Annotated in this window: 25 protein-coding genes and 3 tRNA genes; 11 read left to right on the top strand and 17 right to left on the bottom strand. The window is 42.7% G+C overall.

Going from position 1 to position 26081, the window contains the following annotated elements; genetic code table 11:
• Positions 1-7 precede the first annotated feature (7 nt).
• Positions 8-652 (top strand): MBL fold metallo-hydrolase, encoded by a 645-nt coding sequence (locus CDG62_RS17410; protein ID WP_004978841.1) that lies wholly within the window; start codon positions 8-10, stop codon positions 650-652.
• Positions 653-708: 56 nt separating this feature from the next.
• Here CDG62_RS17410 and CDG62_RS19395 read toward each other — a convergent pair whose 3' ends face one another.
• The gene (locus CDG62_RS19395) at positions 709-882 is read right to left on the bottom strand and encodes a hypothetical protein (RefSeq protein WP_162904046.1); all 174 of its coding nucleotides are present in this window, start codon (positions 880-882) and stop codon (positions 709-711) included.
• 166 nt (positions 883-1048) lie between these two features.
• Positions 1049-1222, bottom strand: coding sequence for a DNA gyrase inhibitor YacG (locus CDG62_RS17405; protein ID WP_086209648.1), 174 nt, complete (start codon positions 1220-1222; stop codon positions 1049-1051).
• A gap of 85 nt (positions 1223-1307) precedes the next feature.
• Between CDG62_RS17405 and CDG62_RS17400 the strand changes: the two genes are divergently transcribed.
• From CDG62_RS17400 to CDG62_RS17390, 3 genes are read left to right on the top strand one after another with little or no spacing between them, the layout of a single operon-like run.
• Complete coding sequence (locus CDG62_RS17400) at positions 1308-1967, top strand: SAM-dependent methyltransferase (protein WP_171405762.1); 660 nt, start codon at positions 1308-1310, stop codon at positions 1965-1967.
• A gap of 3 nt (positions 1968-1970) precedes the next feature.
• Positions 1971-3182, top strand: coding sequence for a TIGR03862 family flavoprotein (locus tag CDG62_RS17395; protein ID WP_087527012.1), 1212 nt, complete (start codon positions 1971-1973; stop codon positions 3180-3182).
• Between the two features lie 58 nt (positions 3183-3240).
• Complete coding sequence (locus tag CDG62_RS17390) at positions 3241-3651, top strand: GFA family protein (RefSeq protein ID WP_087527011.1); 411 nt, start codon at positions 3241-3243, stop codon at positions 3649-3651.
• A 58-nt stretch (positions 3652-3709) separates the two neighbouring features.
• Here CDG62_RS17390 and CDG62_RS17385 read toward each other — a convergent pair whose 3' ends face one another.
• Positions 3710-4270 (bottom strand): hypothetical protein, encoded by a 561-nt coding sequence (locus CDG62_RS17385; protein WP_087527010.1) that lies wholly within the window; start codon positions 4268-4270, stop codon positions 3710-3712.
• Positions 4271-4282: 12 nt separating this feature from the next.
• Positions 4283-5062, bottom strand: a complete 780-nt coding sequence (locus tag CDG62_RS17380) for a class I SAM-dependent methyltransferase (RefSeq protein ID WP_087527009.1) — start codon at positions 5060-5062, stop codon at positions 4283-4285.
• Between the two features lie 122 nt (positions 5063-5184).
• On the opposite strand from CDG62_RS17380, the gene CDG62_RS17375 reads away from it, so the two are divergent.
• The 3 genes from CDG62_RS17375 (at position 5185) to CDG62_RS17365 (ending at position 7866) form a co-directional block, all read left to right on the top strand.
• The gene (locus tag CDG62_RS17375) at positions 5185-6471 is read left to right on the top strand and encodes a hypothetical protein (RefSeq protein WP_162904045.1); all 1287 of its coding nucleotides are present in this window, start codon (positions 5185-5187) and stop codon (positions 6469-6471) included.
• A gap of 120 nt (positions 6472-6591) precedes the next feature.
• Positions 6592-6786, top strand: a complete 195-nt coding sequence (locus CDG62_RS17370; RefSeq protein WP_004692607.1) for a hypothetical protein — start codon at positions 6592-6594, stop codon at positions 6784-6786.
• 123 nt (positions 6787-6909) lie between these two features.
• Positions 6910-7866 carry a 2-hydroxyacid dehydrogenase gene (locus tag CDG62_RS17365; protein ID WP_087527007.1) on the top strand — a complete coding sequence of 319 codons (957 nt, stop codon included), beginning with the start codon at positions 6910-6912 and terminating at the stop codon, positions 7864-7866.
• A gap of 99 nt (positions 7867-7965) precedes the next feature.
• On the opposite strand, the gene CDG62_RS17360 is transcribed toward CDG62_RS17365, so the two are convergent.
• From CDG62_RS17360 to CDG62_RS17345, 4 genes are all read right to left on the bottom strand, one after another.
• On the bottom strand, positions 7966-8469 hold the full coding sequence (locus CDG62_RS17360) for a hypothetical protein (protein WP_087527006.1): 504 nt from the start codon (positions 8467-8469) through the stop codon (positions 7966-7968).
• Positions 8470-8587: 118 nt separating this feature from the next.
• A complete protein-coding gene (locus tag CDG62_RS17355) occupies positions 8588-9151 on the bottom strand; it encodes a hypothetical protein (RefSeq protein WP_087527005.1) in 564 nt (187 codons plus the stop codon).
• 167 nt (positions 9152-9318) lie between these two features.
• Complete coding sequence (locus CDG62_RS17350) at positions 9319-9840, bottom strand: hypothetical protein (protein WP_087527004.1); 522 nt, start codon at positions 9838-9840, stop codon at positions 9319-9321.
• A 299-nt stretch (positions 9841-10139) separates the two neighbouring features.
• A complete protein-coding gene (locus CDG62_RS17345; protein ID WP_062035090.1) occupies positions 10140-10529 on the bottom strand; it encodes a hypothetical protein in 390 nt (129 codons plus the stop codon).
• A 210-nt stretch (positions 10530-10739) separates the two neighbouring features.
• Here CDG62_RS17345 and CDG62_RS17340 point away from each other — a divergent pair, with 210 nt between their 5' ends.
• Complete coding sequence (locus CDG62_RS17340; protein WP_087527003.1) at positions 10740-11735, top strand: ATP-binding protein; 996 nt, start codon at positions 10740-10742, stop codon at positions 11733-11735.
• A gap of 43 nt (positions 11736-11778) precedes the next feature.
• Here CDG62_RS17340 and glyS read toward each other — a convergent pair whose 3' ends face one another.
• The 3 genes from glyS to CDG62_RS17320 all read right to left on the bottom strand — a co-directional run bounded on the left by glyS (position 11779) and on the right by CDG62_RS17320 (position 15419).
• Positions 11779-13848 (bottom strand): glycine--tRNA ligase subunit beta, encoded by a 2070-nt coding sequence (glyS, locus tag CDG62_RS17335; protein WP_087527002.1) that lies wholly within the window; start codon positions 13846-13848, stop codon positions 11779-11781.
• Positions 13848-14837, bottom strand: a complete 990-nt coding sequence (gene glyQ / locus CDG62_RS17330; protein ID WP_087527001.1) for a glycine--tRNA ligase subunit alpha — start codon at positions 14835-14837, stop codon at positions 13848-13850. The genes glyS and glyQ overlap by 1 nt, the downstream gene beginning before the upstream one ends.
• 162 nt (positions 14838-14999) lie before the next feature.
• A complete protein-coding gene (locus CDG62_RS17320) occupies positions 15000-15419 on the bottom strand; it encodes a hypothetical protein (protein WP_087527000.1) in 420 nt (139 codons plus the stop codon).
• A 374-nt stretch (positions 15420-15793) separates the two neighbouring features.
• Here CDG62_RS17320 and CDG62_RS17315 point away from each other — a divergent pair, with 374 nt between their 5' ends.
• Complete coding sequence (locus CDG62_RS17315; RefSeq protein WP_087526999.1) at positions 15794-16891, top strand: HPP family protein; 1098 nt, start codon at positions 15794-15796, stop codon at positions 16889-16891.
• A gap of 94 nt (positions 16892-16985) precedes the next feature.
• On the opposite strand, the gene CDG62_RS17310 is transcribed toward CDG62_RS17315, so the two are convergent.
• Positions 16986-17261, bottom strand: a complete 276-nt coding sequence (locus CDG62_RS17310; RefSeq protein ID WP_087526998.1) for a PspC domain-containing protein — start codon at positions 17259-17261, stop codon at positions 16986-16988.
• A 277-nt stretch (positions 17262-17538) separates the two neighbouring features.
• On the opposite strand from CDG62_RS17310, the gene CDG62_RS17305 reads away from it, so the two are divergent.
• On the top strand, positions 17539-18183 hold the full coding sequence (locus CDG62_RS17305; RefSeq protein WP_087526997.1) for a hypothetical protein: 645 nt from the start codon (positions 17539-17541) through the stop codon (positions 18181-18183).
• Positions 18184-18326: 143 nt separating this feature from the next.
• On the opposite strand, the gene CDG62_RS17300 is transcribed toward CDG62_RS17305, so the two are convergent.
• The 5 genes from CDG62_RS17300 to CDG62_RS17280 all read right to left on the bottom strand — a co-directional run bounded on the left by CDG62_RS17300 (position 18327) and on the right by CDG62_RS17280 (position 24291).
• A tRNA-Lys gene (locus tag CDG62_RS17300) sits at positions 18327-18402 on the bottom strand.
• A gap of 102 nt (positions 18403-18504) precedes the next feature.
• A tRNA-Lys gene (locus CDG62_RS17295) sits at positions 18505-18580 on the bottom strand.
• A gap of 19 nt (positions 18581-18599) precedes the next feature.
• Positions 18600-18675 (bottom strand) — tRNA-Lys (locus tag CDG62_RS17290).
• A 130-nt stretch (positions 18676-18805) separates the two neighbouring features.
• On the bottom strand, positions 18806-20647 hold the full coding sequence (locus tag CDG62_RS17285) for a long-chain-acyl-CoA synthetase (protein ID WP_087526996.1): 1842 nt from the start codon (positions 20645-20647) through the stop codon (positions 18806-18808).
• Between the two features lie 170 nt (positions 20648-20817).
• The gene (locus CDG62_RS17280) at positions 20818-24291 is read right to left on the bottom strand and encodes an Rne/Rng family ribonuclease (RefSeq protein ID WP_087526995.1); all 3474 of its coding nucleotides are present in this window, start codon (positions 24289-24291) and stop codon (positions 20818-20820) included.
• Positions 24292-25048: 757 nt separating this feature from the next.
• Here CDG62_RS17280 and CDG62_RS17270 point away from each other — a divergent pair.
• Positions 25049-25987 carry an RluA family pseudouridine synthase gene (locus tag CDG62_RS17270; RefSeq protein WP_087526994.1) on the top strand — a complete coding sequence of 313 codons (939 nt, stop codon included), beginning with the start codon at positions 25049-25051 and terminating at the stop codon, positions 25985-25987.
• Positions 25988-26081 lie beyond the last annotated feature (94 nt).

Raw genomic sequence — 26081 nt, 5'->3', positions numbered from 1 at the left:
ACACGCTATGTTGCAAGTTAAAATTGTGCCTGTAACGGCATTTCAGCAGAACTGTTCTATTGTTTGGGACAGTGACAGTAAAGAAGCAATTTTAATTGATGCAGGTGGAGAGCCTGAGAAACTTAAAGCTGAAATTGAAGCATTGGGTTTGACGGTAAAAGCCTTGTGGTTGACGCACGGGCATTTAGATCATGCGGGAGCCGTGGGAGCATTAAAAAAACTGTGGGATGTCCCTGTGATTGGCCCGCATAAAGAAGATGCTTTTTGGTTGGATATGATCCAAGAAGTTTCGCAACGTTATGGTTTTCCTATTCCAGAAAAGGTAGATGTCACGACATGGCTTGAAGGCGGAGAAGTTCTTAAACTGGGAAATGAAGCGTTTGAAGTGCGTTTTGCCCCTGGGCATACCCCGGGTCATGTGATGTTTTATAACAAAAACTATGGATTACTGTGGACAGGCGATGTGTTGTTTAAAGGCTCAATAGGTCGTACCGACTTTCCGCGTGGCAATCATCAGCAGTTGATTGATTCTATTCAACGTGAATGCTTTAGCTTACCTGATGAGACGCAGTTTATTTCAGGACATGGCCCAATCAGTACCATCGGCTTTGAAAAACAACATAACCCTTTTGTGGCAGGAAAAGCAGGCTAAGTGTTTCGCTGTCTAGTTGAAAATAAAAAAGTCAGCTGGTGCTGACTTTTTTATTTTCAAAATGGATTATTCAAAATGTGTTGAGTTTCGAGAGCAAACACGATGGAGAATAAGGCGAATAAGAGCCCAACCGAAAGGATCAACAGATCTTGTATATAGATGCCAAACATCAAGCTACTGACTGAAAGTAAAGACGCAATAATCACAATAATTTTACTGAGTAGATTCATCTTTTCCTCCCTCCTATAAGGTTTATTTTTATGATTTATTCAAATGTGAGTGAGTAAAAACCTAAGGAGGATTATAGATGAAGAATACTATTTTTGAATAAATATCGATCAATTACAAATGAACAATTCTCATCAAAATATGAAAAATATCATGAAATAAGTCCGATTATTCTTCAGAATTATCGGCCTGTGGAGCATCTTGCGTTGGGAGGCGATATTCATCATTGGCCCATGCACCTAAGTCGATCAGTTTGCAGCGTTCAGAGCAGAATGGGCGAAAGGCGTTGTCTTCCCATTGGCTCATTTCACCACAGCGTGGGCAAGGAAACGTATGTGGCATGATGTGCTCCAGATAAAATTTTCGGATTGAAATAGGCAAAAACGCCGGCAGTTGTTAGACTGATGCGGTTTTTTCTTAGTTTGATCTGATTATGCCGATTCGTCAATTTCAAGCCCAGCGTATGCATGCGCCTCGTGATTTTCAAATGATCAGTCCTGATCCACTATGTGTGGAAATTGGGGCGGGCAAGGGTAAACATGCCTTATTGTTTACGGCCAATCACCCTGAGAAAAAGCTGATTGCGGTTGAGCGAACCCGTGAAAAGTTTGTGGCGATGCAGAAACAACATGGCTTGGAAGGTCAGCAGAATTTACAACTGGTACATGCCGATGCTCTGCCGTGGGTGGTGCATGCTTTGCAGCCACAGCAAGTTGAGCAGTTCTTTATTCTTTATCCGAATCCTGAACCGCATAATCCTGCGCAGCGCTGGCTGAATATGCCATTTTTTGAATTTCTGATTTCACGTTTACAAGTGGGTGGACAAATCACTCTAGCCAGCAATATTCCAGAATATATCGAAGAAGCACAGCAACAGTTGATTGAGGTATGGAAATTACCGTTTGTGAAAGAGCGCATTGCGGATCATTCTGCACGTACGCATTTTGAAATTAAATATTTAGAACGGGGCGAGCTCTGCCAACAGTTGATCATCACCAAACCTGAAGGTTATTGCACACGTTTTGATGCGTTTCAGGCTTTGCAAGGTCAGAACCCACAGGTGCAATCTTCAGATCAAGCTGAGTAAACCATGCCAAAGCGTATTGCAATTATTGGGGCGGGCCCAGCAGGTTTGATGGCGGCAGAAGTCTTGAGCCAATATGAGGTTCAGGTCGATGTATTTGAACAAAAACCATCAGCCGCACGTAAGTTCCTGATGGCGGGTAAAACAGGACTGAATATCTCTCATGCAGAACATGTGGAGCAGTTTATCGGTCGTTATGATCAAGCCGAATGGTTGGCACCTTGGATTCGTGAGTGGGATGCCGCATGGATTCAAGCATGGATGAAAGGTTTAGGCATTGAATCCTATGTCGGAACGTCTGGGCGTATTTTCCCGATTGAAATGAAAGCCGCGCCTTTATTACGTGCATGGTTGAAACGCTTGGTTGGATCAGGCGTCAAGTTTTATTATCGTCATCAATGTCTCAGCCTCAAAGAGCATACGCTTGAGATCAAATCTTTGGTCAGTGATCAAGAACACAGCCAAAGCTATGATGCCATTGTCTTGGCCTGTGGAGCAGTGTCATGGTCTCAGCTCGGTAGTGATGGTGCATGGCAAGGTTGGTTGGAAGGCGATGAAATTGAACCTTTTCAAGCCAGTAATGCTGGGGTAGAACATGAATGGTCAAGCTACATGCAACCCGTCTTTGGTCAACCCCTGAAACGTATCGTAGCATGGGTGGGTGATACAGAAAAAAGTATGGGCGATATCGTGATCACCCATTATGGTCTAGAAAGTGGTTTGGTTTATAAGCAAGGACGAGCGCTTCGCGCACAGCAGAAGCAACAACAGTCTTTAATTTTGAAGCTCGATTTACTGCCTGATGTCACGGTTCACGAATTGGCTGTACGGTTGAAACCCACGAAAAAACAGTCGTTAAGTAATGTTTGGCGTAAAGCTGGTTTAGATGCAGCCAAGGCAAATTTAGTACGAGAGTTGGTTGCAAAAGAACACTGGAATCACCCTGAACAACTGGCTCAGCAGATTAAGCAACTCCAGATTCCTTTAACTGGTTTTCGTCCGATTGAAGAAGCGATTAGTTGTGCAGGTGGTGTGCGCCGTGAAGTGCTGAGTTCGCAGTTGCAATTAAAATCTAATCCCGCCGTTTTTTTATGTGGGGAAATGTTGGACTGGGATGCGCCGACAGGAGGCTACTTACTCACTGCATGTTTTGCGACTGGACGTGCCGCAGGTGAGGGTGTTATGCAGTATTTGAATGTGGCAAAAAATTTGCCATAAGCGATGCAACTGAAAATCAGCTGTGCTAATTTGAATAAAAAATTCAAGGAGCATCATGATGTCGGATCTTCAGCAGTATGTGGGTAGCTGCCTATGTGGGGCAGTGACTTATCAAATTGATGGGCCAATTGGCGATATTGTTCAATGCCATTGTCAAAAATGTCGCAAAGCCAATGGAACAGCCTATGCAACCAATGCACCGATTGCTAAGGCGGATTTCAAACTGACATCTGGTCAGGATGTTGTAAAAAAATATGCATCAAGTGCAGGCACAGAACGTTGTTTCTGTGGCAACTGTGGTTCACCGCTGATTAGCATTAAAGCTGAAACACCTGAGTTTTACCGTTTGCGTATTGGAACTTTAGATACTCCATTACAGCAAAAACCGACGCAGCATATTTTTGTGGCATCTCAAGCCGAGTGGGACAATATTTGTGATGCATTACCACAGTATGCTGAACGCCCATAATTAGAATCGATTTAAGTGAAAGGGATCATCTGATCCCTTTTCTTTGTCACCCAGTGAATTAGTAGCCTGTAGCTGTTGTATCTTTTTGCTTAGAGTATTGCGACTGCCAGTGTTCAAGCTGTTCTTGAGCATGAATGAGCTCACCGAGACCTTTCACGTTCTGCTCTGGCGCAGCATTTTTATTCTGGATAATTTTGGCTTGGTTGTCCCAATATTGGTACATCAAAGTTTGAATGTAGCGTCCTTGTTCTGTTTTCAAATCCAGCTCTTTCAGCATATTCAGCGCAGACTGAATGTTGTCTTGTTTACGTGTTTTTGCAAACTCATCTGTCAGGGTTCCTGCCTCACGCATTTTGATGAGCTCATCTTCCATTTCGTCACTCATGCTGCTAAAGCGTTGATCATAGTCGACCAAGAGCGTAATATCGTGTGGATCATCTGCTGTTTGAGCAAAGTTTTTAACGGGTTCGGTGCTGAGCTCTTGTAGAATCTTATCATCGCTCGAAAGGGTGTCTTGTTCAGCACGTTCATCGGCTTTGTTACAGCCTGTCAGGATTAAACTGCCACCTAAAACAAGCGGCAGTAGAACCTGTTTCAATGCAAGAGTATGTGGGTTCATGTCGGTGTCCTATTATTCTGCTATTTTTTGAAAGTGATAGGCATAAGTGATGTAAGGAAAACTTATTTCGTCCTGTGGCTGTTTGCCCGTGTACTGCAGCACAATTTGTTCAAACTGATGTTTTAAATCCTGTTGTTGCTCCGTAGGCATGGCGGCAATAAAACTGGTCGAAAGGAGACGTTTTGACACGACTTGCTCCACTGTACCTATTTGCTGCTGTGCAAACTGATGCAAGCTTTTAAGCTGAAATAAGGGTTGATGTTCAAAAACTTTTTGCCATAGCCTGCTATGATAACGTGGAGTATTTCCTTCTAAAGGAGCGAGCCGTTCTGCCAGAGCATTGACCCAGTCGACTTGAGTATCGCGTTGGTTCCAGACCAAACCCAAATGCCCTTGCGGTTTTAGGACACGATGGATTTCGTTTAAACTGTCCATGTTGGCAAACCAGTGGAAGGCCTGCGCAGATAAAACTGCATTAATGCTTAGCGAAGGCAGGGGAATATGGTCACTAAAAGCTTGTAAAGTCTCTACCTGTGGATAAGCCAGTTTGAGCTGAGCTAACATTTCGGCGACAGGTTCGATGGCAGTGAGTTGTCCACTATGTGGAATCAGATAAGGCAGAAACTTACCTGTACCCGATGCAAGATCAATCACATGTGAATCTGTGTTTAAATGCAGTTGCTCGGTGAGCCACGCATGGATCTCTTGTGGATAACTTGGACGCACTTGTTGATAAAGTTCAGCAGCTGCGCTAAACCCGTGTTGTGCCGCAGGATGGAGTAATTGTGTCATATTTTGCGCTTTTTTATCTGCTCTGCATCTATAAAATAACACATTTGGTTCGATGAAATCGCTTATGCTGTATGGAACGAACATGACCTCACTTTATAGGAATGAAATCTCTCAGCATGGACATGGCGAAACAAATTATTTTTGAAGACGAACAGATTCGTGTCATTTTTTTACAGGGTTCATCGGACGAACTTATTTTCTCTTTTGGCGACCTGATTACCCGTGCCAAGGGAACGTCGATCAATGCAGAAAAGTCATTGGCGAAGTTTGGCTTTAATGTGGTTGGCATTATGCCGAAACAAAAGTCATGGTTTCCAGAGTCTTCGATGTTGGCCATGTTGGACGCGATTCGCGCTTGGATTGCACCCTTTCAAACCCGTATTGCCTATGCAGGGTCAATGGGGGGCTATGCCGCGATTAAATACTCAAAGCTACTTGGATTTAAGCGCGTGGTGGCCTTGGTGCCACAGTATTCGATCGACCCTGAACAGGTGACGGATAACCGCTATAACATGTTCTATCAGCTTGAGCTGAACCATGACATGCAGGTACAGCCGAAGGATGTCTCGGCAGAGTGTGAATACATCGTTATTTATGACCCTTACTGCCCTGACGACCGTGCGCACTATGAAAAATTACAAACGGTCGTGCCGAACCTGAAAACCCTGAACTTACCTTTTACAGGGCATGATGCGATTGCCGTTTTAGCCAGTTCAGATTTGCTACATGACTTTCTACGTCATGAGTTTGATGCGCCGTATTTTTATAAAAAAATTCGTGCAGTGAAAAAGAACAGTAAGTTTTACTATCGTAAAGTGATCGAAAACTTGTTACCGCGTCATCGCTTTTCTTTGGGACGAATTCTGAAAAATAATGACCTTGAGTTAGATGGTCAATTTTTTGATGCCAAGCTAAAACAAAGCATTATCCGTGAATTACTCAGCAATCGACAAGTGAGCCAGACCGATCTGCTGAAACTGGGTATTCAGGTCAACTTACCGCAAGAAAACAGCTGTCAGTTGATGGATAGTTTTGGACATGGTTTGGTGTTTAATATGATCAGTCAGAAGATTGAAAGCTATGCACCAGACGCGATTGCACTGAATCATAAGTTTCTGCTGCCGATTTTTGCCAAGGGAAATGGACTAGTACATATTTACTATAACGATATGCGCTATACCATCGTCATGAATGATAGACAGATCATGAAGTTGGTGCATGAACAAGCCGAATTGGGCGCTGGAATGCATCCATTGTTAATGAAAAAATACAGTGATTATTATCTAATTAGCTATAAGCAGTTTAACTTTAGCTGTGATGAATATGGCGGCTTTGATTTGGTCGAAGATATTCCAGAAACAGCGCAGTTTTTGGTGTCAAGCGATGCTGAGTCAGATGTGTTCATGTGATTTATTCATATAGGGTTTTGGTCTAAAGTCAAGCTCTTGTTTTCCGTCCTATTTGGTTTAATATGAAAGTGTTGTTTATATTTTAAACAATACGAATGAAGATCAAATAGGGTAGAAGCAATGCAAAGACATTGGTCGGCTGTATTTATAACGTTACTGTTTATTTCAACATCGCAAAGCGTACTGGCGCAAAGTTTAGACCCCGCCTATCTCACATTTGGTGGAGGTCTGATTCTCCTGCTGATCCTGACGTTTTATGTGATTAAACAGATCAGTATTTCTATTCGTATTCATCGTAATAAGCCCGTTAAATAGCGGGCTTTTTTCTGTGTATGGTGGCTGTTTTCAGGTGGTTAGGACAGCGTTTAAATTGAAAAGTGGGGCCGAGTTGGTTTAAATAAGCGTTCTATCATTATGCAGAACAACAGGACGTGAGCAATGAAAGCCGTATTTTTAGATTATGCATCCTTAGATAAAAATGATTTGGACTTTCAAGCACTGCATGCTGTTTTTGATGAACTGATCCTCTACCCAAGTACCGATGGTGAGACGCTTGTTGCGCGTGTGCAAGATGCAGATGTGATTATTAGCAATAAAGTAATGGTGGATGCCGATACCCTAAAACAATGTCTTCAGTTAAAGTTGATTTTAATCTCTGCCACTGGCACCAATAACATCGATTTGCAGCAAGCCAAAGCACAAGGTGTTGTGGTGTGTAATTGTCAGGGTTATGGTACGGCAGCGGTGGCACAGCACACTTTAATGTTGATGCTCAACCTTGCAACCTCATGCTTGCAATACGACCGCGCGGTGCAACAGGGCGCATGGAATAAAGCTTCGCAGTTTTGCCTACTGGACTATCCAATTATCGAGCTTTCGGGTAAGACTTTGGGCATTTTAGGGTATGGGGAATTGGGGCAGGCGGTGGCTAAACTTGCTGAAGCCTTTGGCATGCGGGTTTTGGTGGGCAATTTGCCAAACCGTCCACATGCTGACTCAACACGAGTGGGCTTTGATGACTTGTTAGCGCAATCGGATTTTGTCAGTCTGCATTGTCCATTAACCGATGACACGCGTGACCTGATCGATGCTCAAGCTTTCGCAAAAATGAAAAAAAGTGCCTTTTTAATTAATTGTGCACGTGGCGGAATTGTCAATGAAGCAGCCTTGGCAGACGCGTTAAAACAGGGTGAAATTGCAGGTGCTGCAACTGATGTATTGACCGTTGAGCCACCGAAAGAGGGCAATGTTTTATTGGATGCTCGTTTGCCGAATTTAATCATTACGCCACACAGTGCGTGGGGCAGTGTTGATGCGCGCCAGCGCATGGTGCAGCAGTTGGTGGAAAATGCTCAAGCTTTTCAAGCCGGACAGCCAATCCGTCGGGTGAATTAAAGTAAATGATGACAATGAAGAAGCCTGCCGAATGATGGGCTTCTTCGTTGTAGTTCTTTTTAAGTTTAGCTTTAATCCTATTTTTTAAATATTAGAAATTTAACAATTTTTAATAAATTTAGGATCAAAATATTGTTGCAGGCGAGTCAAAGTACGCTGTGTATCGCTATTTTCAGGATTCATGAGCATAAAATAACTTTGTTGGCGTGCAAACGCTTGAGCCTTTCCCTCTTCAGCATAAAATCCCCCATTGGGATAGGTCCAATGTGTTTCAAATGCTCGTAGAATTTTATTTTGATGAAAGTAAAAACTGCGTTGGCTTTGGAATGATTCACCATAAATTTCGAGTGTCAGCTTACACTGATCTTTAAGTTGATACAGTGAGGCTTCATTCCCTTCAGTTGATTTATATTCTTCATCCTCAATCATTTCAATAGATTGAAGCTTACGTCCCTCAGCCTCATGACTGTACTGTGGCAATATTAGATGCTGTTGTAAAAGATTCAACGTTGCAGCGTGTTGTGGCGTAGGAATTTTAGAATAAGTAAATAACGCTATAAGTACTAAAAATATTCCAATAATGATGCCAATGATTATTTTCATGAAAATTTTTATGATTATGTGGCTTTTATAGGTCGATGCTAGAGCCTAAGCTCAATAACTTCAAAAGTTTTTTTGTTTTTTTAGTCAAAAGCCCATCAACTGATGGGCTTTTTTTTCATTAAAGCTTAGTCACTTTAATTTCTTCTTCTGCTTGAGCAGGTGTAAAGGAAGATGGTGCTTGGGTAATCGTAGGTTCATTCATTGTTTGAGGTGCGACAGGCTGTGGAGATGAGACTGAAGGCGCTTGAACCGCAGAAGCATCTACGGGTGCAGATGAGGGTTGACTCAAGCTACCTTGGTAAATGGGAGCGGGTTGATCCGTTTGACCAGTAATCACTTGCTTGGTTTCATGCAACTTTTTATTCACATTTTGGGTGACTTGCTGTCCTGTTTCTTTGGCTTGTTCTGCGGTGTTGTTGGTGATGGTTTTTGCGCTGTCTAAGGCTTCGTGTGCAGAAGGGCGAATTTTTTGGATGCCTTTTTCTGTTGCAGTCCCGACTTTTTCTGCCGTGTTAATCACGCCTTCTTGAGTTTTATAAGCCCAAACGTGAAAGATGTTGGGATTTTTACCATAAGGCGTAATAGGCTTTTGCACTTGCTGAGTAGTGGTTTCTGTTTGTGCCCATACACCTGCTGTTGTCATTAAAAGAGTGCAGAAGAGTGTTGTTTTCATCATGTTCATAGAGCAGTGTACCTCTTGGGCTATCGTGCATAAATCAGCGTTTTAGCATAAAGCCTCTTTGTGTGAATTTCATGTGCTTGGTTGTAAATAAGCGTAGTGTGCAAACGTATATAGCTAAAAAAAGAGCCCAGCATGTGGGCTCTCTCAACTCTGGAGGAGTTTAACTTTTACTGCGCGCCAACGGCAGCATCCGCAGATGAACCGACTTTGGCTTTAGCAACAGGTGTATCTAATTCCACTTGAGCTTGCCCATTTAAGTCAGCACGTTTGGGTTGACCACTGACAGCCTGCTTGGTTTCCTGCCATTTTTGTTTGGTCGCTTGTTGGCCTTGTTTCGCTTTATCCGCTATATAGTGACCACTTTTTTTGGTGTTATGCACAACAGAGTGTTTAACGTCACCGGCCTTATCTTTTACGACAGCAGATTTTTCAGCTGAAAAGTCTTTGGTGTCTTGCCATTTTTCTTTACTAAATGCTTTGGTTTTGTCGACACCATGCTCAACCGTTTCACCTGTCGCATGCGCGGCATGTTTGACATCATGTTTTAAGTTTTGCAATACGCTTGGCTGTGTGGTTTGAACTTGAACATTGGCCGATGTATTGGCTGTGGTATTTGCAAATAGGGAAGTGGAGGCTAAAAGTGCGGTGGTTAAAGCCGAAGCGGTGAGTGTTTTTGTTAAAACTTTCATCTTTGATTTTCTACCTCTTATGACAGAACCCGATGAGGAGTTCAGAACAGCAGTCATCATAGATAGAAATGAGCTCAAAAATAGCGTTTGATATGAAAGTCGCACAATGTGGCAACAGCGCATGAACAATAGGCTGGAAATTGTGTCGTTCAGTTAATTCATTAAAATTATGTAAGTTTATGCGTGGTCGTTGTTTTAAATGTAAAGAGTATAGAGACTGGTATTGAAGTAAATGACACGAAGCAAAAGGTATTTGAGAGAAAGTCATCACTGATATTGCACCAGTGATGACGATTTGCTTAGTTACATTGCGCTAAGGCTTCTTTTGCAAAGTGATTACGTAGTGCGAGGAAGTTTTTCTGTACTTCTGCATCGTGTAATTCAAATTTGGTTGCTGTGCTGGTGCCATCGAGTGCAAAGGTTGCTGAGCCACCTGTGATGAGCGTGTAGTCACGGAACGCCCACTGTTCTACGACTTTGCCTGCTTTGAGGTTGCCAGTAAATTCGATGACGCATTTGTCTTCAAATTTGGTCAGTTTTGCTTTGTTATTGGTTGTGTCTGGATAGACTTCAATGTTTTGGACTTCTTGCAATACACCCGCTGTCAACTGTGGAATCGTTGGTTGAGATGTACATGCTGTAATAGAAAGGGCAGCAAAAGTAGCGAAAAGTACAGTTTTTAATTTCATAAGGTTCGTTCTTGTTGCGAGTTGTTAGCTTGAGTATAGGGAATTGATGTTATGTTGCAAATACTCATCTCAAAGTATCGTGAAATTAATGCTACATAATAAGTAATAATTTAAAGAAAGAGTTTTTAGGTGTTTTAATTTTTAATAGGTAGAGTTTAGGATGGGTTGTAGTTTAAGTGAAAATTAGACTTAATTTTATATGGGTTAATAATGAAGACAATTTACCTAGAAACGAATTACTTAACACTTTCTAAGTTAAATGAATTTAATAATATTCTTAATACAAATTTGTATGAAGAAAAAATATGTATTGATTTAAATGGTATCGGCTTTTGTGATCCACAGACCATTTTGTGCTTAGCTGTAATGTTGCGTGATTTTGATATGAAACGAGGTCAGCTATACACAGATATTTCGATTCGACCAAATAATAATGTTATCGGCTATTTAGCGCATATCGGGTTCTTTGATTTTATTGGTGCAAATTTTGGAAATAAAATTGGAGAAGTTTCTGTGGGTGAGAGCTATATTCCGATCAGAGCAATTAATAAAACTGAATTATTACGTGAAAGTTATGAAACAGGAAAATCTTTACAAGATTTAGTTCAAGAGGAAGCTTCTTATTTAGCAAGAGTTCTAGTTGGAAGCAATTGGAATGAGCAGATATATCTTACGATTGCATATTCTGTCCGAGAAGCAATTAGAAATGCTTTAGAGCATTCAGAAGAGGATATTTGCTTTGTATGTGGTCAGAGGTGGACGAACAATCGTGCTCAAATAGCTGTGATTGATGAAGGTATTGGCATATACCAATCATTGGTAAATGCAGAAATAAATGTATCAGATGAAAATTTTTTACAAGTCGCCCTTCAAGCAGGGTTATCCAGAACTCTTAATATAGAAGAAAGCTTAAATATTCATGGTAATTCAGGCTTTGGATTATATGTTTTATATCATTTAGCTAAAAACTATGGAAGGATGACTATTTCAAGTTCGGGAAAAACACTGATTGCAAAAAGAGCAAAAAATGGCATTGAAGAAAGAGATTCAAGCTTCATTGGGACTTGTATTTCCATAGAGTTCTCAATGTATCCTAATGATGTAGCAGATGTCATTAGCATGATTGCAGATTCTGGAGAAGAAGAAGCAAAAGAAGCAGGCAGGCAAGTTAAGGCATCTAGTCGTAGTCGTTCAGTAAAGATATAAAAAAACCCGCTTTAAAGCGGGTTTTTTATTTCAACTATTCAGCTTAATGCTGCAACACTGAAATATCCGCAACACTGGTAAACAAGCCACGTAACTGCGCCAGTAAACGTAAACGGTTTGCTTTCAATTCAGCATCATCCGCCATCACCATTACGCCATCAAAGAAAGCATCAATTGGTGCACGAAGGGCAGCGAGTTTAGAAAGTGCTTCAGTGTAGTCTTTTGCAGCCAATAATGGCTCAACCACTGGGCTAATGGCTTGAAGTTCTGCGAATAATGCTTTTTCAGCATCTTCAACCAATTTCGCTTCAACTACCGCACCTTCTGGTGTCGCTTCTTTGGCAAGAATGTTAGCAACACGTTTGTTTGCCGCAGCTAAAGCAGCCGCTTCAGCCAAGTTACGGAAGTGATTTACCGCATTGACACGCTTGTCAAAATCAAGCGGTGATTTTGGTGATAAGGCTTGAACTGCTTGAATGACATCAACCGCAACACCTTGGTCTTCGTATTTCGCACGGTAACGACCTTCCAAGAATGCTACTGCATCTGTCAAAGTCTTGTCGTGATCTTTTACCACATCGCCATACGCTGCTAAAGCCAACTTAATCAATTCTTCAATGGAAACATCTAAGTTGTTTTCAGTCACTAAACGCAAAATACCAATTGCAGAACGACGTAAAGCAAATGGGTCTTTCGAACCCGTCGGTGCTTGACCAATACCAAAAATACCTGTGAGCGTGTCTAAACGGTCTGCAAGGGCAATGGTTGTACCTGTCTTGGTTTGCGGTAATACATCACCCGCAAATTTAGGAAGATACTGCTCGCCTAAGGCTTCAGCCACTTCGTTATTTTCGCCTTCAAGACGTGCGTAGTAAGTGCCCGCAATACCTTGAAGTTCTGGGAATTCACCCACAAGCTCAGACGTTAAGTCGCATTTAGCAAGCAGTGCTGCTTTTTCAGCATCAGCCACATTGGCACCTGTAATTGGTGCAAGGGCAACAGCCAATTTGGCAATACGGGTTGATTTGTCCCAAAGCGTACCCAACTGTGCTTGGAACACCATGTTCGCCAGTTTTTCTTTACGCGATGCAAGCGGTTGCTTTTGGTCTTGCAAGAAGAAGAATTCAGCATCTGACAAACGTGGACGAACTACTTTCTCGTTCCCTTCAATAATTTGCGTTGGATCTTTCGACTCAATATTGGAAACGGTAATGAAGTAAGGCTGTAATTTATTATCCGCATTCACCAAACAGAAATACTTTTGGTTGTCCTGCATGGTGGTAATTAACGCTTCTTGAGGAACCGCAAGGAAGCGTTCTTCAAAGTTCGCACGTAATGCTACAGGCCATTCCACCAAAGCAGTTACTTCATCACGAAGATCCGCAGGCACAATTGCAATCGCATTGACTTCATCTGCCAAAGCTTTAACTTGCTGGTCGATGATGGCTTGACGCTCTTCAAAATTCGCCACAACTTTCGCTGCACGAAGCGCATCTAAATAAGCATCTGCATTAGCTAAAGTAATTGCTTCAGGCGCATGGAAACGGTGACCATACGTCACGTTACTCGCTTTGTGATCTTGAATTGTTGCATCAACTACATCGTTGTCTTTCAACAACACAACCCATTTAACTGGACGTACGAATTCGGTACGGCTTGCCGCAGAACGCATACGTTTTGCAATTGGTAAGTTGTCCAACGCTGTTTGTAAAATTTGTGGCAAGAGTGCGTCAAGGCTTTGACCTTTTACATCTTTCAAGAAGCAGACTTTTTCAACTTTACCCGCTTGGAAAGTTGATACTTGATCTGCAGTGATGCCTTGACCACGCATAAAGCCTTCTAAGGCTTTAGTCGGTTTGCCTTCAGCATCATAAGCTGCTTGAACAGCAGGACCATCAAAACGTTTTTGTGTGTCCGCTTGTGCAGCATCAACATTCACAATTTTGAGGGCCAAACGACGTGGTGCTGCATAGGCTTCAATGGCATCGAACGCCAAGCCTGCATCTTTTAAGCCTTTTTCAGTTTCAGCTTTTAAAGCATCACGTAAAGTTTTTAGGCTTTTTGGTGGAAGTTCTTCACAGCCAAGTTCAAATAAAACAGTATGTTTAGACATTATTTGTTCTCCGCTGCTTTTTCTGCTTGAGCAGCTTCTGCTTCAACCTGAGCTTTTAATTGCGCTAAAACTTCATCACGTAAGTGTGGCTCTGCCATTGGGAAGCCCAATTCCGCACGCGCCTGTACATAGCTTTGTGCAATCGCACGTGCCAGCGTACGCACACGTAAAATATAACGTTGACGCTCAGTTACAGAAATCGCGCCACGTGCATCGAGTAAGTTAAAGGTATGTGATGCTTTAACCACTTGCTCATATGCAGGAAGAGATAATTTCGCTTCGATTAAACGGTTGGCTTCGCCTTCGTAGAAATCGAACAATTCAAACAGTTTGTCGACAGGAGCGTATTCAAAGTTATAAGTCGATTGTTCAACTTCATTTTGATGGAACACATCGCCATAAGTTACTGTACCGAATTGACCTTTGGTCCAAACCAAGTCGTAAACCGAGTCCACACCTTGTAGGTACATGGCTAAACGCTCAAGACCGTAAGTGATTTCACCCGTTACTGGGTAGCATTCAACACCACCCACTTGCTGGAAGTAAGTGAACTGAGTCACTTCCATACCGTTTAACCAAACTTCCCAACCCAAGCCCCAAGCACCCAGTGTTGGAGATTCCCAGTTGTCTTCTACAAAACGAATGTCGTGAACCAGTGGGTCAATGCCAATCGCTTTTAACGAGTCGAGATAAAGCTGTTGGATGTTGTCTGGGTTTGGCTTTAGCACCACTTGGAATTGGTAGTAGTGCTGTAAACGGTTTGGGTTTTCGCCATAACGCCCATCTTTAGGGCGGCGTGAGGGTTGAACGTATGCTGCGTTCCACGTTTCAGGCCCAAGTGCGCGTAAGAATGTTGCAGTGTGGAATGTCCCTGCACCCATTTCCATATCGTAAGGTTGTAAAATCACACAACCTTGTTCAGCCCAGTAGTTTTGTAAGGCAAGAATTAAGCCTTGGAATGTATCAATATGCGATATGGCGCGACTCATGGTGCATCCATTAAAAATTAGAGAAAAAATTGGTTCTAAGTATAAGGATTTTAGGTGGGAGTGGCAAAGTTTCTGTGCAAAATACAGAATAGTAATTTTAGTGATTACCTTTAGGTTTGTGGCGGAGCTTACTTTTTTCCTCCATGATTTGTTTATGGCTTTTTAAGCTGAGGAAAACAAAAAAACAGCTGTGGGTAAAATGAAAAATAAGACTAACACTGTTAGGGTAAATACATCTAAAAAATGATGGGGATAAGAAATGTAATAAAAGCTGAGGAAGCCGAATAGCGTTGCCAACCCTATATTGAAGAGATTGAATTTATGAAAATGCTGTAATACTAAAAAGAGCAGAAGATAGGGGATATAGAAAAAACACAAATAGAATAAAAAAGCAGGAAGAATCATCATAAACAGATACAGCAAAATCTTGGCGTTGGTCACCTGACCACTCATGATTGCGATAATCAAGGTAGCCATACAAGTAGCTGGTAGTCCACCAATGGGGGCGAGGAATAAATTTGCTGTTATTCCCTTTTTCGTTTGTTGTAGTGGTTGAAAGAGCTTCTTAGTAATGGCTTTCATGTTGGCCTGATATGATTTTATAGTTAGATTGGCACTTAAAGTAGCAAACTATTACGTTATGAAATAGCGCATGAGGGTGTGTTATTGCAATGCTTGATAGTAGTCTAAATAAGGCATCAATATACAAAAAGAGAAACAATGAGAATATACATGATATTGAGGACAAAGCTGACTTTCATTATTTCAATCTAATGGTATTTATCGGTGTTGTTATAATGAAGTGATGCTGATCAGGTTGTTCAATTACAGCAATACGTTCACTAAAGAATTCAGTAGAATGACTCATAAAAATAAGATGTAAAATAGATGCATCTTATTGCTGAGACCACGTATAATTTTGCACTGGTAAAGTGCGAAAAAGTAGAAGGGCGGCTGTGTTTCATATGCAACTTGAATGGTTAAATACCTTAAAACCAAATTTTAAAGTGTTACCGCTAAAGGAAAGAATGCTCTGTGGTTTGGGGGCATTATTGGGATTAGCACTGTCTTCACTCATCAGTTGGTGGCTTTTGGGTGGGATCAATGCATGGTATATCGCCCCGATGGGGGCATCCTCGGTATTGCTTTTTGCCGTACCAGCCAGTCCTTTGGCTCAACCATGGAATATTGTGATTGGGAATACCATTGCAGCCGTAATTGGGGTGACCTGCGCACTCTATATTTCCAACTTAACAGAAGCATTTAGTGTTGCTGTGGCTTTGTCGATTATTTTGATGATGACGACAGACTCTTTGCATCCACCGAGTGGTGCTGTGGCAATTACAGCGGTGCTGGGAGGAGATACGGTACGCGAGCTAGGGTATCAGTTTGTGTTTTATCCTGTTCTACTCAACTCGATCTTACTCCTTCTGATTGCGATTGTGTTCAACCGATTGCTCGGGAAGCAATACCCAACTGTGGCACAAGTCAATACGCGTAGCACCGACCCGACCCCCACCCAGAAGGTCACGATTCAACCTGAAGATATTCATCAAGTTTTAGCCCAAGAAACACAGTTGCTCGACATCAGTGAATATGATTTACAAAAATTGATTTTAAAAGCTCAAGCACAGGCCGATACTCGCTTTCATATAGACTTACGTTGTCAGGACATTATGAGTAAAGATGTCCTTTGTTTATATGAAGATGAAGACATTCAAGTCGCTGTGGAAAAATTTAAACAGGTCAATTTGATGAGTTTACCTGTGTTAAATCGAGCTGAACAAGTATGCGGCACCTTGGCTTTATATGAGGTGGTGGAGTGGTTCCAAAAGGCGACGGATTTACGTACTTCTTGGCAAGATCAAGTTAAGCACATTATGAAGCGTCAGGTGGTCACGGTACAGCCAGATCAAGAGCTGCAAGATTTGATCCCGTACTTTGTTGAACGTTCTTTTAACTATATCCCTGTGGTTGAAGACAAGGCTTTGGTCGGTATCATTAGCCGTGCCGATATGATTGCAGCGCTGTATCGCTTGTTACAACATCGCTAAGTTATGTGAGTATCGTAGGCAAAAAAAACTACGACACTTTGGGGGAAGTTGTCGTAGCATAAAAAGAAACTTTTTTGAGACGAAAGATGTGCGCTTATGGGTTGCGATGATCTGGATTAACGGTACGCATCGTGTTGTTATAACCAGATCGGGCTTGTGGAGAATGCTCGATTTGATCTTTTTGTTTAGGCATTACCAGCCACAGAATCAGATAAACCAAAATTCCAGGGAATGCTGCACTTAACAGTGAAATGGTGATGAAAACAATACGAAGTAAATTTGCGTTCCAACCAAAACGTTCAGCAATACCACCCATTACACCAGCAATCATGTTTGAGCGGTTTGAGCGATATAAACCAACATTGGCCATCTAGGTCTCCTTAAAATGAAAATCTGAGTGGCTTTATGCACTCATAATTTAAAAATGGAGATGGAATTAAGTTTTTAAAGGTGATGGAGTCAATTAAAAAGTAAAGTTATGTAAAGAGATAAAGCTGTGGTTTTGATCGGGATTAAAATGTGCTCTATTTGATATTGAGCCAGTTGCTTAAAATCAGAAGTCATTTGAATCTGAAAAAACACAAAAGGTCAGGATGGAAATTCGTGATGGTTATGGACATTAATCACGTGCAGGAAGTGAGTGTGGAATGAAGTTGAAACGAAAGCATCAGGGTTTGATTGGCGCATTACTGCAAGGGGCAGTGTGGCTAATTGGTGTATCGTTAGCTGGCTGTGATGGTGGGCTTTCGGAGGCATCACAACAACATGAAAATAGCACGGTAGAGGACGCGGATGTTTCGTCTGAGTCGGGGAAGAAACTGACTGAGGTGGCAGGGCGGGCAACCATGCAAGATGATTCAGAGTATGCACCTCGTACGCTGGATATTCGTGAACAGCAGTTCATCGGGCGCTATCGTACACAAATTCAATGTGATGGTTATTTTTTCCCTTGTGATACAGGGAAAGCTGATTTTATTCTCAATTTTTTACCCGATGGTACGGTGCATCGCAGCATTGTGCGCTTAGGTAAGGTATTTTCGGAAAAACAGCGTCCTGGACTGTCAAACTTAAGTTATCGCCGAGATACATGGACCATGAATAAAGAGCGAACAGAACTGATCGTACATCGTAAAGAGGGGATTAATTTTTATTATCGCGTAGTAGATTCGCAAACGCTGCAAATGGATTTGGATAAAAGTAATAATCTAGATGTCACAAACCAAAAATTGTATGCGCGAGGTTTTCCGAAATTAGAGCGTGCATATACCTTAAAGCGTGAGCCTAATTCGTAGTTTATATGGAACTAGACAAAGCCACAGAATAAGACTAAAGAATAAAAATAGTGAAGAAATGAACAGCGTGCGAATTTCATGACTTAAAGAGCGTGTTGCTAAATAAATGTCATATCAATGCAATTAAAGAGGATTTAAATAAATGGTGGGTCGTCCGCGATTCGAACGCGGGACCAACGGATTAAAAGTCCGCTGCTCTACCAGCTGAGCTAACGACCCTGAGCGAGGTGTGTGAAAGAGTATTCACTGAAAGTTTAAAAAAGAATTTTTTAAAGCATTCGAACCTGAACAGGTTTGTAAAATTGGATTTTACAAGAAAGATGGTGGGTCGTCCGCGATTCGAACGCGGGACCAACGGATTAAAAGTCCGCTGCTCTACCAGCTGAGCTAACGACCCATCAAGGGCATCAAAGGAATGGTGGGTCGTCCGCGATTCGAACGCGGGACCAACGGATTAAAAGTCCGCTGCTCTACCAGCTGAGCTAACGACCCATATCATTTGATGGAGCGTATTGTAGCAAGATATGCATCGAGCGCAAGTAAAAAATCGCAAACTTGTTAATGTTTGATTATAAATACAACAAATTTGCGATTGGGTAGCTAAAAAACAAGCAATTCGAGTTTAGAAGCGATATTGATAGGCTTGAATGTTATCAAAGACTTGTTGCGTTAAATCTACATAGGCACTGCTGTTGGGTAACAGAACCAGCAAACGTTCATCCGTTTTTCTCGGGTCAAAGGCTTGTTCTTTGAGCTTATTCTTTTGGTATTTAAACGTTCCTGTAGTTTCAACTTGCTTTTGTACGCGTAAGAAGACGGGTACTGCATAGGCAGGCAGGCATTTTTTAAAGCTCACGAGCATTTGGGCTAAATCCTGTTCATTCAGTTCAGCACCGTCTGCCAGTGTAATCGCAGCCATCCCCGCACGACCGTTGGTGTTCGGTATTTCAACACCATATACCACAGCTTCGGTGATTTTTTCATATTCACTGACCATATTTTCAACTTCAGTCGTGGATACATTTTCGCCTTTCCAGCGGAAGGTATCGCCTAAGCGATCGACGAATTGGGCATGACGGAAACCAATATCGCGGACTAAGTCGCCTGTGTTGAAGTAAGCATCACCAGATTTGAATACATCTTTAAGAATCACCGATTTATTTTTTTCAGGGTCTGTATAGCCATCAAAAGGGGAACGACGAGTAATTTTACCAATCAATAAACCAACTTCGCCCTTTTTGACCTTTATGCAGCCACCTTTGGCATCATAAACAGGCGCATTTTTTTCTTTATCAAACTGGATAATGGCATAAGGTGTAGGTGAAAAGCCGACGGTATTGTCAAAGTTGAATACATTGCTAAAACCGACATTGCCCTCACTCGACGCATAAAGCTCTAAAATTTCTTCAATAGCGAACCGCTGTTTGAATTTGTCCCAAATATTTGGACGCATGCCATTGCCGATCATTTTGGTGACACGGTGACCTTTTTCTAACGCTGAAGGTGGTGCATCCATAAGGTAGCGACATAACTCACCAACATAGCCAATGGCAGAGGCATCAAACTTTTGTACATCTTTCCAAAAAGCAGAAGTGGAGTATTTACGGCGCAAAGCCAAAGTACCTGCACCTGCAATCACACCACACCAACACACTACAATGCCTGTTGCATGGTACAGCGGTAGGGTGACATACATCACATCATCTTTGCCGAGGTTGAGCACGTGCCCGTAGGTTCCATAAGCCAAGGTCCAACGGCTATGTGTGAAAATAACAGCTTTGGGTAGACCCGTTGTGCCTGAGGTATAAATATAAAACAAGCCATCTTTACCAAGCACACTGTGTGTGGTTGGGGTATTAAACTTGGCAAAGGCATCAATTTTTTCAGCAAGATTACTGAAACCTTTTGGCGCAAGGCCTACATCTTTTTGGGTTTCTTGGTCGGCAAACCAATAGAAACGATCCGTAGAGAGATTTAAATCATGACGGATTTCATCAACTGCGGCACGGCATTCTTCACCCACGATTACTGCAATGGGTTTGACCAGATTAATACTATGTGCTAGCACTTTACCGACTTGAGAGGTGTTGACTAAAGCCGCAGTAACGCCAATTTTGGCAAGTGCAATCACGGTTGCAACCAATTCAGGACGGTTTTCAATCATCACGGTGATGACATCACCCTTTTTTGCCCCGATGGATAACAAATAGTGCCCGATTTGGTTTGCCCATTCATTGAGGGCTTGGTAGCTAAATTTTTGATCTTCAAATAGCAGGGCCATACCATGAGGGTTGCGCTTCACTGCTTTTTCAAAAGCAATCCCGAGACCTGCGGGGGTATTTGGTGTACGTAAATATGCTTGTTTTAATCCACTGAGTAAGTTGGGTACTTTACTGATGAATTGAGGAAGTTTTGCTGCAACGTCGGTAATACCAATGAGGTCATGTGATGGGTGTTGGCTCATATGAATCCTAATTATTTTATGCAATCCAATGCGTTTGAATAGTGCTCAGTTTCTACACTTGTTCTTTTAATCGTTTCGGTCTAGTGCAATCAACCTAATCTGACGAAAATAACAAAAAAACCTAGCCACCGAAATGACTAGGTTTTTAAAATTTACAACTCTAGGGCGAATTACGACTCAGTCGGGCTCGCTTTTTTCGGTGGACGACCACGTGGGCGACGTGGGCGAACGGGCTTGTCCGAGTCTGATTTATCTGACTCGTCCGTAGCTGTTTCTGCTACAGTTTCAGTCGCTTCTGCTTTTTCAGTTTGCTTTGACGCTCTAGGCGCTTTGGCTTGAACTGGTGCAACGACGACTTCCTTTTCTTCAACCGCAGCTACATCTGTCGAGCTTTTCACTTCACTGCTTTCAACTGCAACAGGTGCTTCGCTTTCTGTTTCAACAACAGGTTTGCTTTCCTGTGAAGTTACAGCAGGTGTTACTTCAGCAGCAGGCGTTTCTGCAACAACCGCTGTTTCAGGCGCTGATGATTCAGCAACAGGTGCTGTTTCACGTGCTTGTTTGGCTTGTTCAGCAGCAAGTTTAGCTAGACGACGACGCTCACGCGGGTCATTTGCAACACGTTGTTCAGACACAGGTGCAGGCGGTGTCAGGTCCAATACTGGAACTGGCTCTGCTTCAGGCTGTGCTTTTGTGATTGCAACATCACGGGTGACAGGTTTTTTCTCTACCTCAACAGCAGGCGTTGTCACAGTTTTGCTTAACGTTGCCGCATACTCTTCAGTAAATTTCTGAAGGGCACGGTTGAAGGTTGGAATTAAACCAAACTGCTCAATTAGTACGGAACAGTCTTCACCATAGACATGGCGAATCAAGCTACTGATGGTGTACTGACCTAAAGTTGGCACCTGTGAAGGTGTGAGTTTAGGTGTTTCAGTTTGCTGTGTGTGCGCAGCGCGTTGTTGGCGACGGCGTTGACGTGGGTCATTGCTGGCACGTTTTACGCTTTCACGTGGTTTTTGCTCTGTGTGTTGTTCAGTAGGTGCTGCTACAACTTCGGTTGCTTTCTGCTGTACCACTTTCTCAGCTTTTACTTCAACTTCTGCTTTCGCAATAGCCGCTTGCTGAGGCTTGGTTTCGGTTGCAGCGTGTGCAGGTGGAGTTAATGCCACGATTTCACTTTGCGCTTGATCGACATTGACTACATGAGCCGTTGTGATCATTTCTTGACGCGGTGCTTCAATCAGCTCAACTTTAACTTGAGGTTCTTGAACCACAGCTGGCGCTGCTTCAGTCGTTTGCTCATTTAGTACACTTGGGTCGCGGTGGCGATTAGGGCGTTCTGGACGAGGCTGGTTACGGCGGTCACGACGTGGCATTGCATTTTGTTGTTCGTTTTGAACATCATTGTTTTGTTGCTGCTCGCCGTGTTGGCGACGTGATGAACGCTTGTTTTCACGCGGTTCTTGACGTTGCTGCTCATTACGCTCTGGACGTTGTTGTTCACTACGCTCAGAACGTTGTTCATGACGGTCTTGGCGTTGTTGTTCATTCCGTTCAGAACGTTGTTCATAACGGTCTTGGCGCTGTTGATCTTGACGAGAGACCTGCACAATTTCTTCATGAACTTGGTTGTCATGTTGCGCATTTTGCTCACGCGACTCTTTGTGCTTATTAGGGCGCTTTTTGTTGTGACGTGTGCCACGTTCTTCTTTCTCTACATGCTTATCTTCACGGTGTTCAGATTTTGCATGAATAGGTGCAGAGCTCATGTAGACATTGTTACTTGGCGCAACAGATGCCGCAACAGGTGTGCTAACTTGACCAAACTGACCACGGCTCACTGCACCACCATTCACCATTTGCTCAATGGCAGCAGCAGCATTATTTGCAGAACGTGATTGATCAACAGTCGCAGCTTGTTTTTGCACAAACAAGTTCTCTAACCATGCACATGGGCTGCTTGAAGGTGCAGCCTGAGCAGGGGTTTGTTGAGCGACTTGTTGTTGTGGTGCGTTGTTACGTGGTTTTTTATTGCCTTTTTCTTGTTGTGTTGGCGCAGGAGTGGCATGTTGATGCACATGATCTGCACCATCTAAATGCCATTCTGATGACTCGTAACCCAACTCTTTTTCGCTTGAACGTGTTGCTTCTGTGCGTTCATAGCTGGTTGGTGCAAAGCCTTCAGGGTTATACGAAATTTCGTAATGCGGGGTTTCTAAGTGTGGGTGTGGAAGCACAGTCACACGAACACCTGAGGTTTGTTCGAGGTAAACCAACGTGTGACGCTTTTCATTCAATAAGAATGCTGCAATTTCAACAGGAACCTGTACTTGAACTTCACCATGACGTTCACGCAGCGCAATTTCTTCGACTTTACGCATAATTGAAAGCGATAAAGAGCGTAAGTCACGAACCATACCTGTGCCATGACAGCGTGGGCAGACATAACCTGTTGCTTCTTCAAGCGAAGGGCGTAGACGTTGACGGCTCATTTCCATCAAGCCAAAACGAGACAATTGACCGAATTGGATACGGGCACGGTCGCTTTGTGTTGCTTCGCGGAGTTTCGCCTCAACCATACGTTGGTTGCGGTCTTTGGTCATGTCGATAAAATCGATCACGACCAAACCACCAATGTCACGTAAACGCAGTTGACGTGCAATTTCTTCTGCTGCTTCAAGGTTGGTGTTGAGCGCTGTATCTTCAACGTCACTACCACGAGTTGATTTTGCAGAGTTAATGTCGATAGACACTAAGGCTTCGGTTTGATCAATAACGATTGAACCGCCTGAAGGTAATTTCACTTCACGTTCATAAGCTGTTTGAATTTGGCTTTCGATCCCAAAATGAGCAAATAATGGTTCATTTAGCGTATAGGTTTTTAGCTTATCGATTTGACGAGGCATGACTGCTTTTACGAAGTTATAGGCTTCGTTATAGGCTTGCTCTGAATCAATTAAGATTTCAGCAACATCATCACGTAAATAATCACGAATCGCACGCGTCACCACGCCTGCTTCTTGGTGAACCAACATGGGTGATGGACCAGAACTTGCTGTGTTTTGGATTTGAGCCCAAAGATCAAGTAAGTGCTGTAGGTCCAGTTGTAATTCTTCTTGAGAACGGCCAATACCCGCAGTACGTACAATCACGCTCATGCCACGAGGTACATTTAACGACGCCAACATTTCTTTCAATTCTTCACGCACAGAACCTGAAATTTGACGGCTAATACCACCACCTTTCGGGTTATTTGGCATAAGTACCAAATAGCGACCAGCTAAAGAAATGAAGGTAGAAAGAGCAGCGCCTTTGTTACCACGTTCTTCTTTTTCAACTTGCACCAAAAGCTCTGTGCCTTCAGTAATCAATTCGCGAATGTTTGAAGTTTGGCGTGGGTCTGCTTGGTAATATGAATTTGCGATTTCGCGCATAGACAAGAAGCCTTGACGTCCCGCACCATATTCAACAAAGACGGCTTCTAAAGAAGGCTCAACGCGAGTCACGTGACCTTTATAGATATTGGATTTTTTTTGTTCACGGGTACGATTCTCTAAGTCAAAATCGTAAAGACGCTGCCCAGTGACAAGTGCAACGCGAATCTCTTCTGCATGTGTTGCATTAATCAACATACGTTTCATGGGTGTAACACCTAATAGTGATACACAGCAAACTATCGCTAAACACGTAGCGAACATCAAACATCACGGACCAATTTTGCTCAGATCTCAAATAAACCGATTGTGGTCTGAGTTTTATTACCTGCCTTTTTGATCGGCTTCGGTTTTGATTCACATATTGATGATGGCAATACGGCTTCAATCTTTAAACGATTAAAGTCTCCTGCGCGTTTCACTGGCGGACAAGCGGTGCATTGGATGTAAGTAACTTTCACTGTCACATTTGCTCGAAGAGCAACCCTTCTTTTTGGATAGGGTGTCTTGATACGGAATTATCATCGTACCTTTACAACTGAACAGATCCATATGCATCAACGCTGTGGCCTGAATACGACATCAGGGAGCGACTAATCTGATGTATATCAGTTTACGTTTAAAAACCAACCTTCGTTGGTCACATATTTTTTTGGGGCAAACTGATTTATGTGCAGATGCACAATTAAACCTAACAGTTTGCTGTTTTGCCGATATAATAAGCCTTCGGCGTCGGCATAATTCTTTTGGGACCGTTCCAAGCTGAGTTGAGTTATTTTCTTAACTATTCAATTTAAAATTGAAATGATTAAGCTTTTGACTCACTTATGGTGGTATCCGTGCGCTGACTATATCAAACCTTGTACCATCTGCCTATGGGCTAAGCTAGTCTTTCTTGTGTAAAGCATAGCCTAAATGGTCATTTTTTATTCAAATTCCGTATTTTTTAGGTCGCAGTAACTGTATGAATTCTACCCAACAATGGCAAAACGTGACGTGGTTTGAAGTGGACGAGCATCAAGCAGGGCAACGGATTGATAACTTTTTATTTAGCCGTTTAAAAGGTGTGCCTAAAAGTCGTATTTATCGCCTGATTCGTGAAGGTCAGGTTCGCGTGAATAAAAAGCGTATAAAAGCAGAAACTAAGCTGTCTATTGGTGACCAGATTCGTGTGGCCCCGATTCGCTATGAACAAAAAGATGAAAATGCGGCACCTGTTTCTGACAAAGTCGCACAGGGTTTACTCAGCCGTGTGGTGTATGAAGATGAGGGCTTGATGGTCGTCAACAAGCCATCAGGCATTGCTGTACATGGTGGCAGTGGTGTGGCTTATGGTCTGATTGAAGGCTTACGTGCGGCAACAGGTAAAAAATATTTAGAACTGATTCATCGTATTGACCGTGATACCTCCGGTTTGGTGATGATTTCTAAAAAGCGTAGTGTATTAAAAAGCTTACAGGACATGCTACGTGAACACAAAATTAAGAAAACTTACGCCGCTGTCGTCAAAGGTGTGGTGAGTTTAGACAAGCAGTTAATTGATGCGCCTTTGCACCGTTATGAACTGGCCAATGGTGAGCGTCGTGTGCGTGTGTCGAGTGAAGGTAAAGAGTCTAAAACGCAGTGGAATGTGGCTGAGCGCTTTATGCATGCAACCTTAGTCTATGCATCGCCACTTTCAGGGCGTACCCATCAAATTCGTGTGCATGGTTTAAGCATCGGTCATCCATTGGTTGGGGATGATAAGTATGGTCATGAAACAGAATATAAGGGACCGAAGCCGCGTCGTTTATGTCTGCATGCAATGCGTTTAGACATCCCTGGTTACGCGCCGATTGAAGCACCTTTGCCTGAAGATATGCAGAGTATTGTGGCGCAGTTAAGAGCGCAGAAGAAGGATTAAACCTCTTCCCATTCATTTTAGGGGCGGTGATGAATACATGGCTTTTGCTGGTTGTGATTAATTTAAAATGATGTTGTATTGGTCATCGTTACTT

Source organism: Acinetobacter sp. WCHA55 (assembly GCF_002165305.2).
In the GTDB taxonomy this organism is placed as follows: Bacteria; Pseudomonadota; Gammaproteobacteria; order Pseudomonadales; family Moraxellaceae; genus Acinetobacter.
This window is presented reverse-complemented; position numbering and strand designations above follow the sequence as displayed.

Excerpts from the sequence above, each read along its gene's own strand:
- CDG62_RS17305 (WP_087526997.1), top strand. The coding sequence starts at position 17,539 with ATGAAGTTGAAACGAAAGCATCAGGGTTTGATTGGCGCATTACTGCAA.
- CDG62_RS17310 (WP_087526998.1), bottom strand. The coding sequence starts at position 17,261 with ATGGCCAATGTTGGTTTATATCGCTCAAACCGCTCAAACATGATTGCT.
- glyQ (WP_087527001.1), bottom strand. The coding sequence starts at position 14,837 with ATGAGTCGCGCCATATCGCATATTGATACATTCCAAGGCTTAATTCTT.
- CDG62_RS17375 (WP_162904045.1), top strand. The coding sequence starts at position 5,185 with ATGGCGAAACAAATTATTTTTGAAGACGAACAGATTCGTGTCATTTTT.
- CDG62_RS17365 (WP_087527007.1), top strand. The coding sequence starts at position 6,910 with ATGAAAGCCGTATTTTTAGATTATGCATCCTTAGATAAAAATGATTTG.
- CDG62_RS17340 (WP_087527003.1), top strand. The coding sequence starts at position 10,740 with ATGAAGACAATTTACCTAGAAACGAATTACTTAACACTTTCTAAGTTA.
- CDG62_RS17405 (WP_086209648.1), bottom strand. The coding sequence starts at position 1,222 with ATGCCACATACGTTTCCTTGCCCACGCTGTGGTGAAATGAGCCAATGG.
- CDG62_RS17385 (WP_087527010.1), bottom strand. The coding sequence starts at position 4,270 with ATGAACCCACATACTCTTGCATTGAAACAGGTTCTACTGCCGCTTGTT.
- glyS (WP_087527002.1), bottom strand. The coding sequence starts at position 13,848 with ATGTCTAAACATACTGTTTTATTTGAACTTGGCTGTGAAGAACTTCCA.
- CDG62_RS17370 (WP_004692607.1), top strand. The coding sequence starts at position 6,592 with ATGCAAAGACATTGGTCGGCTGTATTTATAACGTTACTGTTTATTTCA.
- CDG62_RS19395 (WP_162904046.1), bottom strand. The coding sequence starts at position 882 with ATGAATCTACTCAGTAAAATTATTGTGATTATTGCGTCTTTACTTTCA.
- CDG62_RS17380 (WP_087527009.1), bottom strand. The coding sequence starts at position 5,062 with ATGACACAATTACTCCATCCTGCGGCACAACACGGGTTTAGCGCAGCT.
- CDG62_RS17350 (WP_087527004.1), bottom strand. The coding sequence starts at position 9,840 with ATGAAAGTTTTAACAAAAACACTCACCGCTTCGGCTTTAACCACCGCA.
- CDG62_RS17285 (WP_087526996.1), bottom strand. The coding sequence starts at position 20,647 with ATGAGCCAACACCCATCACATGACCTCATTGGTATTACCGACGTTGCA.
- CDG62_RS17390 (WP_087527011.1), top strand. The coding sequence starts at position 3,241 with ATGTCGGATCTTCAGCAGTATGTGGGTAGCTGCCTATGTGGGGCAGTG.
- CDG62_RS17360 (WP_087527006.1), bottom strand. The coding sequence starts at position 8,469 with ATGAAAATAATCATTGGCATCATTATTGGAATATTTTTAGTACTTATA.
- CDG62_RS17355 (WP_087527005.1), bottom strand. The coding sequence starts at position 9,151 with ATGAACATGATGAAAACAACACTCTTCTGCACTCTTTTAATGACAACA.
- CDG62_RS17320 (WP_087527000.1), bottom strand. The coding sequence starts at position 15,419 with ATGAAAGCCATTACTAAGAAGCTCTTTCAACCACTACAACAAACGAAA.
- CDG62_RS17345 (WP_062035090.1), bottom strand. The coding sequence starts at position 10,529 with ATGAAATTAAAAACTGTACTTTTCGCTACTTTTGCTGCCCTTTCTATT.
- CDG62_RS17395 (WP_087527012.1), top strand. The coding sequence starts at position 1,971 with ATGCCAAAGCGTATTGCAATTATTGGGGCGGGCCCAGCAGGTTTGATG.
- CDG62_RS17270 (WP_087526994.1), top strand. The coding sequence starts at position 25,049 with ATGAATTCTACCCAACAATGGCAAAACGTGACGTGGTTTGAAGTGGAC.
- CDG62_RS17410 (WP_004978841.1), top strand. The coding sequence starts at position 8 with ATGTTGCAAGTTAAAATTGTGCCTGTAACGGCATTTCAGCAGAACTGT.
- CDG62_RS17280 (WP_087526995.1), bottom strand. The coding sequence starts at position 24,291 with ATGAAACGTATGTTGATTAATGCAACACATGCAGAAGAGATTCGCGTT.